The organism is Tunturibacter empetritectus (genome assembly GCF_040358985.1).
GTDB classification, from domain to species: domain Bacteria; phylum Acidobacteriota; class Terriglobia; order Terriglobales; family Acidobacteriaceae; genus Edaphobacter; species Edaphobacter empetritectus.
The window spans coordinates 581912-597054 of sequence record NZ_CP132932.1; the positions used below are offsets into that span (position 1 = coordinate 581912).

The following is a 15143-nucleotide window of genomic DNA, read 5'->3' on the forward strand; positions in this document are numbered from 1 at the left end:
GCTCGATATAACTCTTTTTTTACGTTGTTCGTTCGGCCTTGCTTCAACTTCGGTCAATGAGACGAAATTCCAATGGCCTCGACGCAGCCCCCCATCCTCGACGGGCCTTTAGTCTCCCCTGACGCAGCCATCGGCGCATCCGCCATGCGCAAAGCCACCGGCCATCTCATCCCTCTCATCGCCCTCGGCTACGGCGCAGCCTATATGGACCGCATCAACATCAGCTTCGCCTCCCTCCAGATGAACCGCGATCTTCACTTCAGCGCCACCACCTACGGCTTCGGCGCCGGCCTCTTCTTTCTCAGCTATGCCGCCTGCGAGATCCCCTCAAACCTCCTCCTCTACCGCTTCGGAGCACGTCGCTGGCTCGCCCGCATCATGGTCACCTGGGGAATCCTTGCCATGGCCATGCTCTTCGTTCGCACTCCCTGGCAGTTCTACACCGCGCGCTTCTTCCTCGGTGTCGCCGAAGCCGGATTCTTCCCCGGAGTCATCTTCTATCTCACGCAGTGGTTCCCCTCCGAACTCCGAGCCCGCGCCATCAGCCGCTTCTACATCTCCCTGCCGCTCAGCTTCGTATTCATGGGACTCATCGCCGGCGCACTTCTCAACCTCGACGGCCGCCTCGGCCTCCGCGGCTGGCAATGGCTCTTCCTCGTCGAAGGCATTCCTCCCATCCTGCTAGGCATCGTCTTCCTCTACCTGCTCCCCGACGGCCCGCAGCAGGCTCAGTGGCTCACCGAAGACGAGCGCGCCTGGATCCTCGACCACGTCCACAACGATCCTTCTCTAAGCGGCCAGCGCAGCCACAATCTAAGCGCAGCCCTCCTTGATCCCCGCGTCTGGCAGCTTGGCCTCTTCATGCTCCTGATGCTTGCCTCCTCCTACGCCTACACCTTTGTCGCTCCCGACATCATCCAGCGAGCGACCCACCTCAGCACGTCAAAGGTCGGCTACCTCATCGCAATCCTCAGCCTCCTCGGTGCAGCCGCCATGCTGATCAACGGCATCTACTCCGACCGAGTCCAGCGCCGGACGCCACACAGTATCTATCCCCGCTACATGCACATCATCCCCTGGGCCTTCCTCATCTCGGCCGGCTTCTTCGCCTGCGGTCTCTCAACCAATCCCATCAACGTCGTCGTCGCCATCGGCGCCATCATCATCGCCTACAACGCCATGCAGGGTCCCCTCTGGTCTCTGCCCGGAAGCTTCTTTCATGGACGAACCGCGGCCGCCGGCATCGCAACCCTCAACATGATCGGCATGATCGGCGGCTTTCTCGGCCCTTACTTTGTAGGCTTCGCCAAAGATCTCACCGGAGACTACCAACGCGGCCTCCTCCTCATGAGCATCCCCATGCTCCTCGGCGCCCTCATCATGTTTTATCTCCGCGCCCAAACGCGCCTCCGAAGCCAAACCCTCAGCCCCGAAAACCCTGTACCATCTTCCTGATGAGCACAACGGCCCAGCCCGAACAAGCCGCCACCCCACACAGCGCCAAGCGCTCCGCCGCGCTCTTCTCCGTCCTCGCCGCCTTCGCCGTCACCCTCCTCAAGCTCCTCACCGGCCTGCTCACCGGCTCCCTCGGCATGCTCTCCGAGGCCGCCCACTCCGGCATCGACCTCATCGCCGCCGCCATCACCCTCTTCTCCGTCCAGGTCTCCGACCGCCCCGCCGACGCCGACCACACCTACGGCCACGGAAAAATCGAAAGCCTCTCCGCCGCAATCGAGTCCGTCCTCATGCTCGGCTCCTGCGTCTGGATCCTCACCGAAGCCGTCCGCCGCATCGCCCACCGCCAGCACCTCGCCCTCAACTTCTCAATCTGGCCCTTCGTTGTCCTTCTCCTCTCTATCACCGTCGACTACACCCGCTCCGGCAAGCTCAAAAAAATCGCAGACGAAACAAAAAGTGAAGCGCTCGAAGCCGACGCCATCCACTTCCGCACCGACATCTGGTCCTCCATCGCCGTCCTCCTCGGCCTCACCGCCAGCTACATCGGCGAGCGCTTCCACATCACCCAGCTAGAGCTAGCCGACCCCATCGCCGCCATCCTCGTCTCCGGCATCATCCTCCACGTCACCTGGAACCTCGCCCGCCGCACCATCGACGCCCTCACCGACGCCACCCCCATCGAAACCCGCGCCCAAACCCGCGACATGACCCGCGACATCGCAGCCATCGACGGCGTCCTCTCCGTCGACCGCATCCGCACCCGCCGCGCCGGCCCCAACTACTTCGCCGACCTCACCCTCGGCCTCCCCCGCAATCTCACCTTCCAGCGCTCCGAGCAGATCACCATGGCCGCTACCGCCGCCGTCCGCCGCCATCTCCCCGGCGCCGACGTCGTCGTCCACTCCATCCCCACCGCCTCCCTCGCCGAAAGCCTCCACGACCGCATCCGCGCCGTAGCCGCACGCTCCAATCTCGCCATTCACGACGTCGCCGTGCAGGAGTACAACCAGGAGCTCCACGTCGAGCAGCACCTCGAAGTCGACGAGAAGATGTCCCTCAGCGCCGCCCACGCGCTCGTCACCCAACTCGAGTCCGACATCCGCCGTGAGATCCCCGAGATCTCCACCATCCTCACCCACATCGAAAGCGAACCCGCCACCATCGAGCGTCCCGCCTCCCTCGAGCGCGACCGCCAGCTCGAAGTCCGCCTCCGCCGCGCAGCCCAGGCCTTCCCGGAGATCCTTGACATCCACGAGGTCTTCGTAACCCGGGCCCACAACACAGGAGTCGACCGCATCCAGGTCAACTGCCACTGCACCCTGCCCGACGACCTCCCCATGTCGAAGGTCCACGAGATCATTACCGCCCTCGAAAACGCCTTCAAACTAGACTGCCCCGAAGTCTCCCGCCTCCTCATCCACCCCGAGCCCGCCACCGACAACCGCCGCTGACTTGCCCTCTGATGGTCTTCCAACCGGGTTAACCAAACGAGTGACGTTATCGCACCTTCGTCTTAATTCTCTCTACCCACTTGAGCAACGCCTCAGTTGGTGTGGAGTCGCTTTAGCTCTTTTGTTTGTCATTCCCGAAGGGAATCTGCGTTTGCAGTTTCTGCACCGTCAGGCGAATTACCATAAGCGCGAGATAATGGCCCATGCCCTCCCTTCCCATCGCGATTAGCAGAGCGCCAGCACCTCGCATCCGAGGGCTCGCTCGATGATGGGTGGCGGAGTGCATGCCGTACAAGCGGTCTTCCTTCTCCTTCTCGTCTTCGTAGCCGTCTTTGCCGGGCTGGCCCGAAGACTCAAAGTGCCGTATCCGATCCTGCTCGTCATCGCCGGCCTGCTCTTGAGCTTTCTACCCGGCATGCCACGCATCGGCCTCGATCCCGACCTGGTCTTTCTCGTCTTCCTTCCTCCTCTGCTCTACTCAGCGGCATGGACCCTGTCATGGAGAGAGTTCCAGCGCAACTTTGTCAGCATAGCCATGCTCGCCGTAGGCTTGGTGCTGTTCACCATCGTAGGACTCGCCGTAGTCGCGGGTTCTCTCCTGCCAGGGTTCGATTGGAAGTCCGCCGTGCTGCTCGGTGCGGTCGTCGCGGCCACTGACGCCATCGCAGCCACATCGATCGCACGAAGAGTGGGCCTTCCGCAACGAATCGTCGACATCCTCGAAGCCGAAAGCCTCGTCAACGACGGCACCGGCCTCCTCGCCCTGCAATTCGGCCTCACCATGCTGGTCACAGGCCGAACGCCGTCAGTCATTGAAGGACTCGGTCAACTCGTCTTCCTGACCTGCGGTGGAGTAGCCGTGGGCCTGGCCATCGGAGCTGTCGTAGCGTGGTTTGAAAGATGGGTCGACGATGGCCCCATCGAGATCGTCATCAGCATTCTGGCACCCTACGGAGCTTACCTCCTGGGAGCCCGCATGCAGGTCTCCGGGGTCATGGCCGTCATCGCCTGCAGCATGTACATGAGCCGCAAAAGTCCCGAGTATATGTCGCCCCAGGTCCGCCTGCAGACGACCGCTGTCTGGGATGCACTGACCTTCATCCTCAACGGCATCGTCTTCGTTCTCATCGGACTTCAGCTCCCCTATGTCGTCGGGCAGATCGTTGGCATGAGCCGCCCGGTTCTCCTTGAATACGGAATCGGCTTCTCTGCCCTGATGATCTGTCTGCGCATAGCCTGGGTCTTCGCAGAAACCTACGTCGCCTACGGGCTCCGGCGATGGGTCCGGAAGTTGGACGTAAAACCACCGCAGCCGCGGCAGGTGTTTGTCATCGGGTGGGGCGGCATGCGCGGTGTGCTGTCGCTCGCAGCAGCCATCTCGCTCCCTTACGCTCTTCCAGGAGGCAGAACCTTCTCTCAGCGCAGCATGATCATCTATCTCGCGTTCTGCCTGATCGTAGCAACGCTGGTGGTGCAGGGCCTGACACTTCCCTGGCTGATTCGAATCATGGGCCTCTCCGAGTCGGGGCATACAAACCGCGAAGAACAAGAGGCTCGACGCGTCCTCGCGACTGAAGCAATCATGCATCTGCATCGCACCAGATCGAAGAATCGAGACCAATCCCCACTCTTTCAGGAGCTGATCGATCGATACCAGCAACGACTTGACGCCATGCCCCTCGAACGCGAGCGGTCGGCGACCGGGCTTATCCATCAGGCTCGACGAAACGACGCAATTCTGACCGCGCTGCAGGCCGAACGCGAAGCGTTGATCAGACTGCGAGATGAGGAGCAGATCGACGATGAAGTCTTGCGCACCCTGCAGCGAGAGCTCGATCTGGCCGAGAGCCGCGTACACACCGGCTCGATGATCCATCCCTGAGACTCTCATCCCCACTTGAACATGCACTCTCATCAAAGATGACCCATCCCATGACACTGCGCTGACAAACCTCCGCTACAATGAAACCGTGCGACGCTTAATCGGCATCACGCTCTTACTCCTCTTCAGCTCCCCGCTGATCTCGCCGCTACTGGCTCTTACCGCCGGCAGTCAAGCGAATCTGCCGGCCTGTTGCAGACGGAACGGCGCACATCACTGCATGAGGAACATGCAGCAAGCGGAGTCCTCAAGCTCAGGGATCAATGTCTCCACGATCCCGCAGAAGTGCCCGTCCTATCCAGCCGCGGTCACCTCAATCCAGCACGGAGATCTCTCGTCCCACGCTGCCTCCCTCCTCTTTGCAGAGATCGTCAGCCAGCCCTCCGTCACAACCCAGACTGAAGCCCGCGCCCGCGTGGCTCTCGATCGCTCCCGCCAAAAACGCGGCCCTCCCTCCTACTCCCTCTAAGCGACCCGACCAGCAGCCGACATAACCTCCCGCCATTCGCGAGGGCACGTCGCTCTGCCGTCCCGTTACGCAGTCTGAACTCCGTCAGCGTCTCTGACGAGGAAAAATCCTATGCGCAAGCTCGCTCTACTCTGTCTCCTGTGCTTCTTCAGCGTCGTCACCACTAAAGCCACCATCTTCAGCCAGCTCCACGGCGTAGTCCACGACCCCCAGCACCGCCCCATCGCAGGCGCAACCATCGAACTCCACGCCGCCAACTCCGCCTTCACCAGATCCACCACCACCGCGCAAGACGGCTCCTTCACCCTCCCCTCTCTCCCCCTAGGCGACTACACCATCACCATCTCGCAACCCGGCTTCGACACCACAAAGCAATCCCTCACGCTAGCCTCCGACACCGCACCCATCCTCCACATCGAACTCCAAATCGGCACCATCGAACAAACCACCAGCGTCACTACCGACCTCAACACCGCCAACGTCAACACCGTAACCCCCACCACCCTCATCAGCCGTCAGGACATCGCACAAACCCCCGGCGCCGACCGCACCAACAGCATGGCCATGATCACCAACTACGTCCCCGGCGCCTACATGACCCACGACATGCTCCACATGCGCGGCGGCCACCAGGTCTCGTGGCTCCTCGACGGCGTCCAGATCCCCAACACCAACATCGCCTCCAACCTCGGCGCGCAGATCGACCCCAAGGACATCGACTACATCGAAGTCCAGCGCGGCAGCTACACCTCCGACGTAGGCGACCGCACCTACGGCGTCTTCAACGTCGTCCCCCGCACCGGCTTCGAGCGCAACCGCCAGGCCGAGCTCATCCTCAGCGCCGGCAGCTTCCTCCAGACCAACGACCAGCTCAACTTCGGCGACCACACCGAGAAGTTCGCCTACTACGCCAGCCTCACCGGCAACCGCAGCGACTACGGCCTCTCCCCACCCACAGGAGTCGTCATCCACGACGCCGCCAACGGCTACGGCGGCTTCGCATCCCTCCTCTACAACCGCACCCCGAAAGACCAGCTCCGTCTCATCACCCAGTTCCGCGCCGACTACTTTCAGATCTCCTACGACCCCGACCCCAACAGCCCCGGCAACCAGCAGTTTCAATCCAGCGGCCTGCGCGATGGCCAGCACGAGCTTGACGGCACCGTAGCCTTCTCCTGGCTTCACACCTTCAACCCCGCGACAGTCCTCCAGGTCTCACCCTTCTTCCACTACAACCGCGCCGACTACGAATCCAACCCCAACGACATCCCCGTAGCCACCACCTCCGACCGCAGCTCCACCTACGCCGGCGCACAAGCCAACATCACCACCGAAGTCTTTCCCAGCAAGCCCACCCGCAACACCCTCCAAGCCGGCCTCTACTCCTTCGGTCAGCACGACAACTACCTCTTCGGCGCCATCTTCAACGACAGCACCAACACGCCCGCCTTCTCCACACCCGACTCAGCCTCAGGCGGCGTCATCGAAGAGTTCATCTCCGACAACTACAAACCCACCACCTGGCTCACCCTCATCGCCGGCCTCCGCCAAACCCACTTTCAAGCCGAATTCACCGAGAACTACACCGCCCCCCGCTTCGGCGTAGCCCTCCGCATCCCCAAACTCAACTGGGTCTTCCGCGGCTTCTACGGCCGCTTCTACCAACCCCCACCGCTACTCACCTTCGGCTGCACCGCCGCCGCCATCGCCAACGGAACCTGCAGCCTGCAAAACTTCGCCCTCAGCTCCGGCACCAGCTTCTCCCCGCTCCACGGCGAGCGCGACGAAGAGCATCAGTTCGGCGTACAAATCCCCCTCCACGGCTGGCTCCTCGACGCCGACACCTTCAAGACCCGCATCAACAACTTCCTCGACCACTCCAACATCGGCGACTCCAGCATCTACTTTCCCGTCACCGTCGACGGAGCCCTCGTCCGCGCCTGGGAGCTAAGCCTCCGCAGCCCGCATCTCTGGAACCTCGGCCAGTTCCACCTCGCCTACTCCAACCAGATCGCCGAGCAGCGCGGAGCCATCATCGGCGGCCTCATCTGCTCTCCTCCCACCTCCGCCGAGTGCGACGTCGACTCCGCCTACACCCCCGTCGATCACGACCAGCGCAACACCCTGAACGTCGGCTTCAACGCCACTCTTCCCTTCCACACCACCGCCTCCACCAACCTGTACTACGGCTCCGGCTTCGTCAACGGCGGCTTCAATCCCGACGGCCCGCCTGCAGACTCACGCTACCCCAACCCCTACCTCCCCGAGCACACCACCTTCGACCTCTCCCTCGGCAAAACCTTCACCGAAAAACTAACTGCCTCCGTCACTGCAACCAACGTAGCCAACCGTCGCGTCCTGCTCGACAATAGCCTCACCTTCGGCGGCTTCCACTACAACGACCCGCGCGAAATCTTCGCCGAACTCCGCTACCGCTTCAAATACTGAGAGAAGATATGTCCTGCCTGACGGACCCACTACGCGTGGGGCGGTCACTTCGTGACGCGTATACCGGTCGTGCCGCCGTCATCAACCAAAGTCCTCCCGCTGGTCGGCCCGAGCATCGCGAGGACCCAAGCCGCTCATCCCACCAGGACAAGGTACACAAGTCACGAAGTGACCGCTGCCCGCGCAGGGCGCCCGTCCGGCAGGACAAAGATATACTCAAAAAACGCATGAAGCTCCGAATCCCCAGAAAAGTCACCCGAAGCATCAACCGCTTCTTCAACATCGTCCTGGGAGCCCTCGCGATGCTCACCGTCGCGCTCGTCTCCGCCTTCATCACCATGCGCCTCGCCATCCACGGCCACGAGGTCAAAGTCCCCGACCTCACCAGCCTCACCCTCTCCGAAGCCAGCCAGAAGACCCGCTCCCTCGGCCTCGTCCTCAGCCTCGAAAACCGCTTCTACTCCCCAAACACCCCACCCGGCCGCGTCCTCGCCCAATCCCCCGCCCCCGGCCTCACCGTTCGTCGCGAGTGGCCCGTCCGCATCACCGAAAGCCTCGGCGCCCAGCAAGTCGCCATCCCCGACCTCCTCAACCAAACCGAGCGCACCGCCACCATCAACATCCGCCGCCTCGGCCTCGAACTAGGCGCCGTCGCCCACATCCCATCCGCCGGAGAACCCGGCACCGTCATCGCCCAAACCCCCAACCCCAACGCCATCGGCGTCGACCGCCCCCGCGTCAGCCTCCTTCTCAGCGACCCCGAAACCGCAACCTCCGCCGAAGCCTTCGTCATGCCCTCCCTCGCCGGCCTCACACTCACCGCCGCCGCCGCAAGAGCAGCATCCGCCGGCCTCCACATCGCCAGCGCCGAAGACCTCAACCTAAACTCAGCCTCAGCAGAAGCCGCCCCACTCACGCCGCAATCCCCACCCAGCGCCACCACGCCATCTTTCACCGAGCCCATAGCCCGCACCGTCTCCTCCATCGGCACCGTCATAGCGCAAACCCCGCCCGCCGGCCACCGCGTCGTCAAAGGCGACCCAGTCCACATCACCCTCACCGACTAATCATTCTGCTGCGCGAAACACGCATCACAGTTTTTTAGAGAACTCCTGATCAAGTCCTGCTTTTGAAAGGGCTGGACTTTAGTCCCGCCGCCAGTCTAACCACAGCAGCGCGACTTTAGTCGCTGGGGGAATGCTGGATACTTAATCAGAATTTCCTTGGAGCAAAAGTAGTAGTTGGGTGAGTCTGCCGTGCCTCTTATTTGTCATTCCCGAAGGGAATCTGCGGTTGCCTTCCTCACACCCACACTAAAATCGGCTTTTGCCCAGCACAACGCATCGGAGGTTAGCCACCTGATGTCGAACTTCGCCACCTACCCCAGCCTCGAAGACCGCGTGGTGCTCATCACCGGCGGAGGTTCAGGCATAGGCGCATCCCTCGTCGAACACTTCGCGTCGCAACGCGCCAAAGTAGCTTTCCTCGATATCGCCGAGCAGCTATCCACAAACCTGGTCGAGCGCCTCGCACCCCACTGCGCGCACCGCCCACTCTTCCTGCCTTGCGATCTAACGAACATCCCAACGTTGCAATCGGCGATCGCGCAGATCTCGCGCAGCCTCGGCGCGCCCCAGGTCCTCGTCAACAACGCCGGCAGCGACGACCGCCACGACTTTGCCAACGTAACGCCCGAATATTGGGACCAAAGAATGGCAGTCAACCTCAAACATCAGTTCTTTGCCGCACAAGCCGTGGCGGAAGGGATGAAAGCGATCGGCAGCGGCTCCATCATCAACCTCAGTTCGATCTCGTGGATGATTCCAGGCCACCGCCTCCCCGTATACAACACAGCCAAAGCCGCCATCGTCGGCATGACGCGCTCCCTTGCACACGATCTGGGCCCAGCGGGAATCCGCGTCAACTGCGTCCTGCCCGGAGCAATCCTGACCGAGCGCCAGCATCAACTGTGGATGTCCCCAGAGTATGAGCAAGAGGTCCTCAGCCGCCAATGCCTCAAGCGCCACCTCCTGCCCGACGACGTTGCCCGCCTCGTCCTCTTCCTCGCCGCCGACGACAGCGAAGCGATCACCAATCAAAGTCACATCATCGACGGCGGCTGGATCTAAAAGCAAACGCGTATGGAAAATAGTTGAAGGCCTCGACCTCAGAAACTACAGGCAACTCTGCCTAAGTCATTTTGGAGGGTCTGTAAAGAGAGGTCTGTAAAGAACAGCCTTTGCTTCTAGGTAGGCCAAGGCTTTAGCCTTGGCAATCAAACCCGCCAAAGACGAGGGCTTTAGCCCCTGGGGTTTGCTTTCGTCATCCGCCGGGTGCCGGGTGCCCCATCCTTTCGCAGTCTCATCGCGATAGGGTGGGGGTATTCGCGCCACGCGCGAACCGCCCTTCACTTCTCCCAGTTAATATCGTTCGCGAATCGTCTAAGCCCGCTCCAGAATCACCGCATAAAACCCATCACCCCCATGCACTCCAGGCAGCGTCCGAAGCGCCCCATCCCGCACCGCCGACCCCATCTCCCCACTCAGAACCCCACGCTCCACCATCACACCATCCACCGGAACCCTAACCACACCACCCGCGCCAACCACCGCATCCACCACCCCCTCACACTCCTCCGCCTCCAGCGAGCAAGTCGAATAAACCAACCGTCCCCCCGGAGCCAGCCGTTTCAAAGCCCCCGTCAAAATCGACCTCTGCCTCTCCGCCTGCCGCACAAACTCCTCCACCTTCAGCCGATGCCGAATCTCCGGATTCCCCGCCATCGTCCCGGTCCCCGAGCAGGGCACATCGCAAAGAATCAGATCAAACTCCCCGGTGACACTTTTGGCATCCGCCGCATCGGCAACCGAAAACCCAACCCGCTCCGCATACGCATAACGCCGCAGCCTCGCCTCCGTCTGCGCCAGCCGCTTCGCACTCACATCACTAGCCACAATCTCTGCACTACCAAGTCGCTTCGCCAAAATCAAAGTCTTACCACCCGGAGCAGCACAGCAATCCCAAACCCGCTTCGCCTCAGGCATTGCCGCCGCAGCAATCTCCGCCACCAGCCGCGACCCATCATCCATCACCGGCCAATCCCCACCCCGCTCCACAAACATCCCACCCTTCGCAGGCTCCCGCTGATCCGCCTCACAGATCATCAACGCCGCCTCACGACCATACGCCGCAACCCACCGCTCCACCAGCCATCGCGGATGCCCCAGCCTCTCCGCAAACGCCGCAACCGATTCATGCAACGGAACCGTACGCCCAGAGCGAAGATCCGGGTGCCCCACATCTCGATTTTGAGATGTGGGTTTAGCCGCCAACTTCCGCAGCACCGCATTCACCATCCCCGTCGCATGTGGCTCCCCCGCCGCCCTGCAAAGCTCCACGCTCTCACTCAGCGCCGCATGCGCAGGAATCTTATCCAGGTGCAGCAACTGAAACGCCCCCAACCGCAGCGCAATCGCCACCGGCTCCGCCAGCCTCTGCTCCGGCCTCTGCAACAACCCACGCACCCGCGCATCCAGCCCTATCTGCCACCGCAACACCCCCATCACCAACGCCGTCGTCAGGTTCCGATCCTCAGGCGACAACCCATCCACCCGCGCCGAATGCAGCAACTCGTCGCTATGCCCCTTGTTCTCTCCCACCAGCTTCAAAATCTCAAACGCAGCCAGCCGAGCCGGCGTAATCTTCGCAACCGCAGCCTCCACCGAAGCCGTAGGCCCAGCCGACACCGGCCTCTTCCGCGCAGGCCCAACCTTGGCTGTCCCATCTACCCCCTGATCCCTGAGCCCTGCGCCCTGCTTCTTCATATCCCCAACCGTTCGCCGCTCTTCACCTGATACCCATGCAAAAACTCCGCCGCACTCACCCGCTTCTTCCCTTCCATCTGTACCTCAAGCAGCTCCGCCATCGTCCCACCCCCGCACCCAACCAGCATCTGCTCCCCATCCACCAGTAGCTCCCCCGCAACAACCGTACGCCCACTCCCAACTCTCATCTTCGCCACAATCAGCTTCTTCCCCCGCAGCGTCGTATGCGCACCCGGCCAGGGTTGAAACCCTCTCCACCTGTCATAGATCTGCTTCGCCGAGCGAGAAAAATCTACCAGCCCATCCTCTCGCTTCAAGATAGGAGCAAGCGTAGCCAGCGAATGGTTCTGCACCTCGGGACAGATCGTTCCCGCCTCCAACCGTCTCAGCGTCTCCACCATCAACTCCGCGCCCAGCGGTGCGAGACATCCATACACATCCACCGCCGTCTCCTCCTGCCCCACCGGGCACACCGCCGCCAACAGCATATCGCCCGTATCAAGCCCCGCGTCCAGCCGCATCGTCGTAACGCCCGTCACTACTTCTCCACAAGCCACCGCCCACTGAATCGGAGCAGCCCCGCGATACTTCGGCAACAACGACCCATGCAGATTGATGTTCCCAAACCGCGGCAGCTCCAGCATCCACTGCGGAATGATCCGCCCATACGCGACCACCAGAATCGCATCAGGCTTAATCTCTTCAAGCCACCCGCGCAACTCCAGATTGTTCTTGATCTTTTCCGGTTGCACCACTGTCAAGCCATGCAGTAACGCCGCCTGCTTCACCGGAGGAACATGAACCTCCAGCCCCCGCCCTGCCGCACGATCCGGCTGCGTCACCACCAGAGCAATCTCATGCCCCGCAGCAATCACCGCTTCAAGCGTAGGTACTGCAAACTCCGGCGTGCCACAAAAAACCAATTTCATTTTGATAATCCTCTGTCCTGCCGGACGGGCCTCCTACGCGGAGGGCGGTCACTTCGTGACTTGTATACCTTGTCTCGACAAGTCAACACCCAGGTCCGAGCGATGCTCGGGATACAAAATCTTACGCCGACCAACGGGAGGCCGCTATTAAGCTCATGTCACCGAGACAACACCGCGAAGCGGTCGAGAACGGCACGAAGTGCTACCATTCGCCGTTCTTAATTAGCTTCTTGATCCTTCGAATCACCAGATCCCTCTTCAACCGGCTCAGCCGATCGATAAACAGCACCCCCTCCAGATGATCGATCTCATGCTGCATCGCCCGCGCCAGCAACTCCGTCCCCTCAATCTCAAACCACTTCCCCGTCACATCCTGCGCCTTCACCTTCACCCACTCTGCCCGCTGCACCTTCTCGCGAATCTCCGGCAGGCTCAGGCACCCCTCCTCCTCCACCTGCTTCCCTTCACGCTCCACAATCTCCGGATTGATCAGCACAATCTTCTCCTCCGGATTCTTCTTGAAGCTCACATCGATCACCGTAATCCGCTGCGAGATCGCAATCTGCGGCGCCGCCAGTCCAATCCCCTGCGCCACATACATGCTCTCGAACATCTCGTCGACCAGCTTCTTCAGCTTCGCGTCAAACACCGTCACCGTCTCTCCGCGCTTTGCCAGCACCGGATCCGGCCACTTCACCACCTCATGAATCTTCGTCTTCTTCTCGCTCACTTTTCCAGTCACTCAATACGCTCGAATCTGCTCGCAATAGCCATTGAAATTTCGCTGCATCTCACGCAGCGAGTCCCCACCAAACTTCTCCACCACCAGCCGCGCCACCGTCAGCGCAACCATCGCCTCGGCCGCAACACCAGCCGCCGGCACCACACACACATCGCTCCGCTCATAAGCAGCCTTCACCGGCTCCCGCGTCTCAAAACTCACCGAACCCAAAGGCCGCCGCAGCGTAGAAATCGGCTTCAAATACCCCCGCACCACCACATCTTCGCCATTCGAGATCCCACCCTCAATTCCCCCCGCATTATTCTGCTCCCGCGAAAACTTCGTAAACCCGCGTCCCTCCTCAGGAGCACCCTCATACCCAATCGCATCATGCACCGCCGACCCCACCGATTCCGCCGCCGTCACACCGCGTCCCAACTCCACCGCCTTCACCGCCTGCAAACTCATCACCGCCTGCGCCAACAAACCATCCATCCGCTCATCCCAGTTCGCATGCGTCCCCACACCCGGCGGCAGCCCATGCACCACTACCTCAAACACCCCACCCACCGTATCGCCCGTCCGCAGCACCGCATCCACCTCAGCCTTCATCCGAGCCTCGGCCTCAGCATCCACGCAGTTCAACAAAACCTCCTCCTTCAACTGCAACGCCGCAATCTCCTCCCACGCCGCCGCCCGCCCCAGCTCCGCCTTCCCCACGCGAATCACGTGGCTCGCAACCTCCACGCCCAGCGCCCGCAGCAACAACTTCGCAATCGCACCCGCCGCAACCCTCGCCGCGCTCTCCCGCGCACTCGCCCGCTCCAGCACATACCGCGCATCCGGAAAGTCGTACTTCAAACTCCCCGCCAAATCCGCATGCCCCGGCCGCGGCGAAGCAACAGCCTTATGCTTGCTTGAATCACCAACCTCTACAGGCAGTATGTCGACCCAGTTCTTCCAATCGTTATTTGCGAGCACCATCGCAATCGGCGACCCAATCGTCTTCCCATGCCGCACCCCGCTCAGAATATGCGCCGTGTCTTTCTCAATCCGCATCCTCCCACCGCGTCCATATCCCTTCTGCCGTCGCCACAGCTCACGATCAACAAACTCCTGATCCACAGCCACACCCGCGGGCATTCCGCTCACCGTCGCCACCAGGCTCTCCCCGTGGCTCTCTCCCGCCGTAGAAAATCGCACCATCCGTATCAATCCCTCAAGAAACAGCGCCCAAACCTAAATTGTAACAACCCGATCCACATCACCCTTCGAAGACTAAACTGGTCACATCGCAACACCTTCTGCACCTTCACACCCTTCTACCCATCCCACAAACAAGTCCGTGCCGCAAACAACTCTCCCATCCCAGCACGAATCAAACCGAAGTGGATCGAGGAGAAAATATGTCCCGCATCAAATCGTTCGCCCTCTCTGCTCTCGCCGTAGCCCTGGTCAGCAGCGTCTCCGTAGCACCCGCGCAGATCTCCGTCAGCATCGGAGCGGCTCCTTACTGCCCCTATGGATACTTTGACTACTCCCCGTACCCCTGCGCTCCCTATGGCTACTACGGACCCGACTGGTTCACCGGCGGAGTCTTCATCGGCGCCGGCCCCTGGTACCACGGCCACGGCGGCTTCTACGGACACGTCGACAACCGCTACGACCCACGTCACGGCTACGCAGGCCCCATGCCCGAGCGAAACGAGCAGGCCTTCAACCACTTCCACGGCAACGAAGCCCACGACCCGCAAGGTCACATAGGCAACGCCGGCCACGAGCCTACCAACGAACACAGCGCCGGCTTCCAAGGCGGCGGTCACCCCGGTGGTGGCGGCAGCCACGGCGGCGGAGGTCACCACTAAAACCGAATCAGCCCTCCCAGCAAAAGAAAAGAGACATCTCCCGGAACAGGCGAGATGTCTCTTTTTTTGCAATTCCAAATCACCACTCACAGAGTC

The 15143-nt window shown here is 61.5% G+C and carries 12 protein-coding genes; 8 read left to right on the forward strand and 4 right to left on the reverse strand.

The window, feature by feature from the left end:
* Positions 1-72 precede the first annotated feature (72 nt).
* The 7 genes from RBB75_RS02300 (at position 73) to RBB75_RS02330 (ending at position 9837) form a co-directional block, all read left to right on the forward strand.
* Positions 73-1455 (forward strand): MFS transporter, encoded by a 1383-nt coding sequence (locus tag RBB75_RS02300; RefSeq protein ID WP_353069385.1) that lies wholly within the window; start codon positions 73-75, stop codon positions 1453-1455.
* The gene (locus tag RBB75_RS02305) at positions 1455-2909 is read left to right on the forward strand and encodes a cation diffusion facilitator family transporter (protein ID WP_353069386.1); all 1455 of its coding nucleotides are present in this window, start codon (positions 1455-1457) and stop codon (positions 2907-2909) included. Before RBB75_RS02300 ends, RBB75_RS02305 begins: the two co-directional genes overlap by 1 nt.
* A gap of 265 nt (positions 2910-3174) precedes the next feature.
* Positions 3175-4791, forward strand: a complete 1617-nt coding sequence (locus RBB75_RS02310) for a Na+/H+ antiporter (protein WP_353069387.1) — start codon at positions 3175-3177, stop codon at positions 4789-4791.
* An 88-nt stretch (positions 4792-4879) separates the two neighbouring features.
* A complete protein-coding gene (locus RBB75_RS02315) occupies positions 4880-5260 on the forward strand; it encodes a hypothetical protein (RefSeq protein WP_353069388.1) in 381 nt (126 codons plus the stop codon).
* A gap of 111 nt (positions 5261-5371) precedes the next feature.
* Positions 5372-7708, forward strand: coding sequence for a TonB-dependent receptor (locus RBB75_RS02320; protein WP_353069389.1), 2337 nt, complete (start codon positions 5372-5374; stop codon positions 7706-7708).
* Between the two features lie 227 nt (positions 7709-7935).
* Positions 7936-8775: a PASTA domain-containing protein gene (locus RBB75_RS02325; RefSeq protein WP_353069390.1), complete on the forward strand. Its 840-nt coding sequence runs from the start codon at positions 7936-7938 to the stop codon at positions 8773-8775.
* A 294-nt stretch (positions 8776-9069) separates the two neighbouring features.
* Complete coding sequence (locus RBB75_RS02330; RefSeq protein WP_179639172.1) at positions 9070-9837, forward strand: SDR family NAD(P)-dependent oxidoreductase; 768 nt, start codon at positions 9070-9072, stop codon at positions 9835-9837.
* 312 nt (positions 9838-10149) lie between these two features.
* On the opposite strand, the gene RBB75_RS02335 is transcribed toward RBB75_RS02330, so the two are convergent.
* The 4 genes from RBB75_RS02335 to aroC all read right to left on the reverse strand — a co-directional run bounded on the left by RBB75_RS02335 (position 10150) and on the right by aroC (position 14388).
* Complete coding sequence (locus RBB75_RS02335; protein ID WP_353069391.1) at positions 10150-11532, reverse strand: transcription antitermination factor NusB; 1383 nt, start codon at positions 11530-11532, stop codon at positions 10150-10152.
* A complete protein-coding gene (fmt, locus tag RBB75_RS02340; protein ID WP_179639174.1) occupies positions 11529-12461 on the reverse strand; it encodes a methionyl-tRNA formyltransferase in 933 nt (310 codons plus the stop codon). The genes RBB75_RS02335 and fmt overlap by 4 nt, the downstream gene beginning before the upstream one ends.
* A 202-nt stretch (positions 12462-12663) precedes the next feature.
* A complete protein-coding gene (gene def / locus RBB75_RS02345) occupies positions 12664-13203 on the reverse strand; it encodes a peptide deformylase (RefSeq protein WP_353069392.1) in 540 nt (179 codons plus the stop codon).
* Positions 13204-14388 carry a chorismate synthase gene (gene aroC / locus RBB75_RS02350; RefSeq protein WP_353069394.1) on the reverse strand — a complete coding sequence of 395 codons (1185 nt, stop codon included), beginning with the start codon at positions 14386-14388 and terminating at the stop codon, positions 13204-13206. It lies immediately after the preceding gene.
* Between the two features lie 200 nt (positions 14389-14588).
* Here aroC and RBB75_RS02355 point away from each other — a divergent pair, with 200 nt between their 5' ends.
* Positions 14589-15047: a hypothetical protein gene (locus RBB75_RS02355; RefSeq protein ID WP_353069395.1), complete on the forward strand. Its 459-nt coding sequence runs from the start codon at positions 14589-14591 to the stop codon at positions 15045-15047.
* Positions 15048-15143 lie beyond the last annotated feature (96 nt).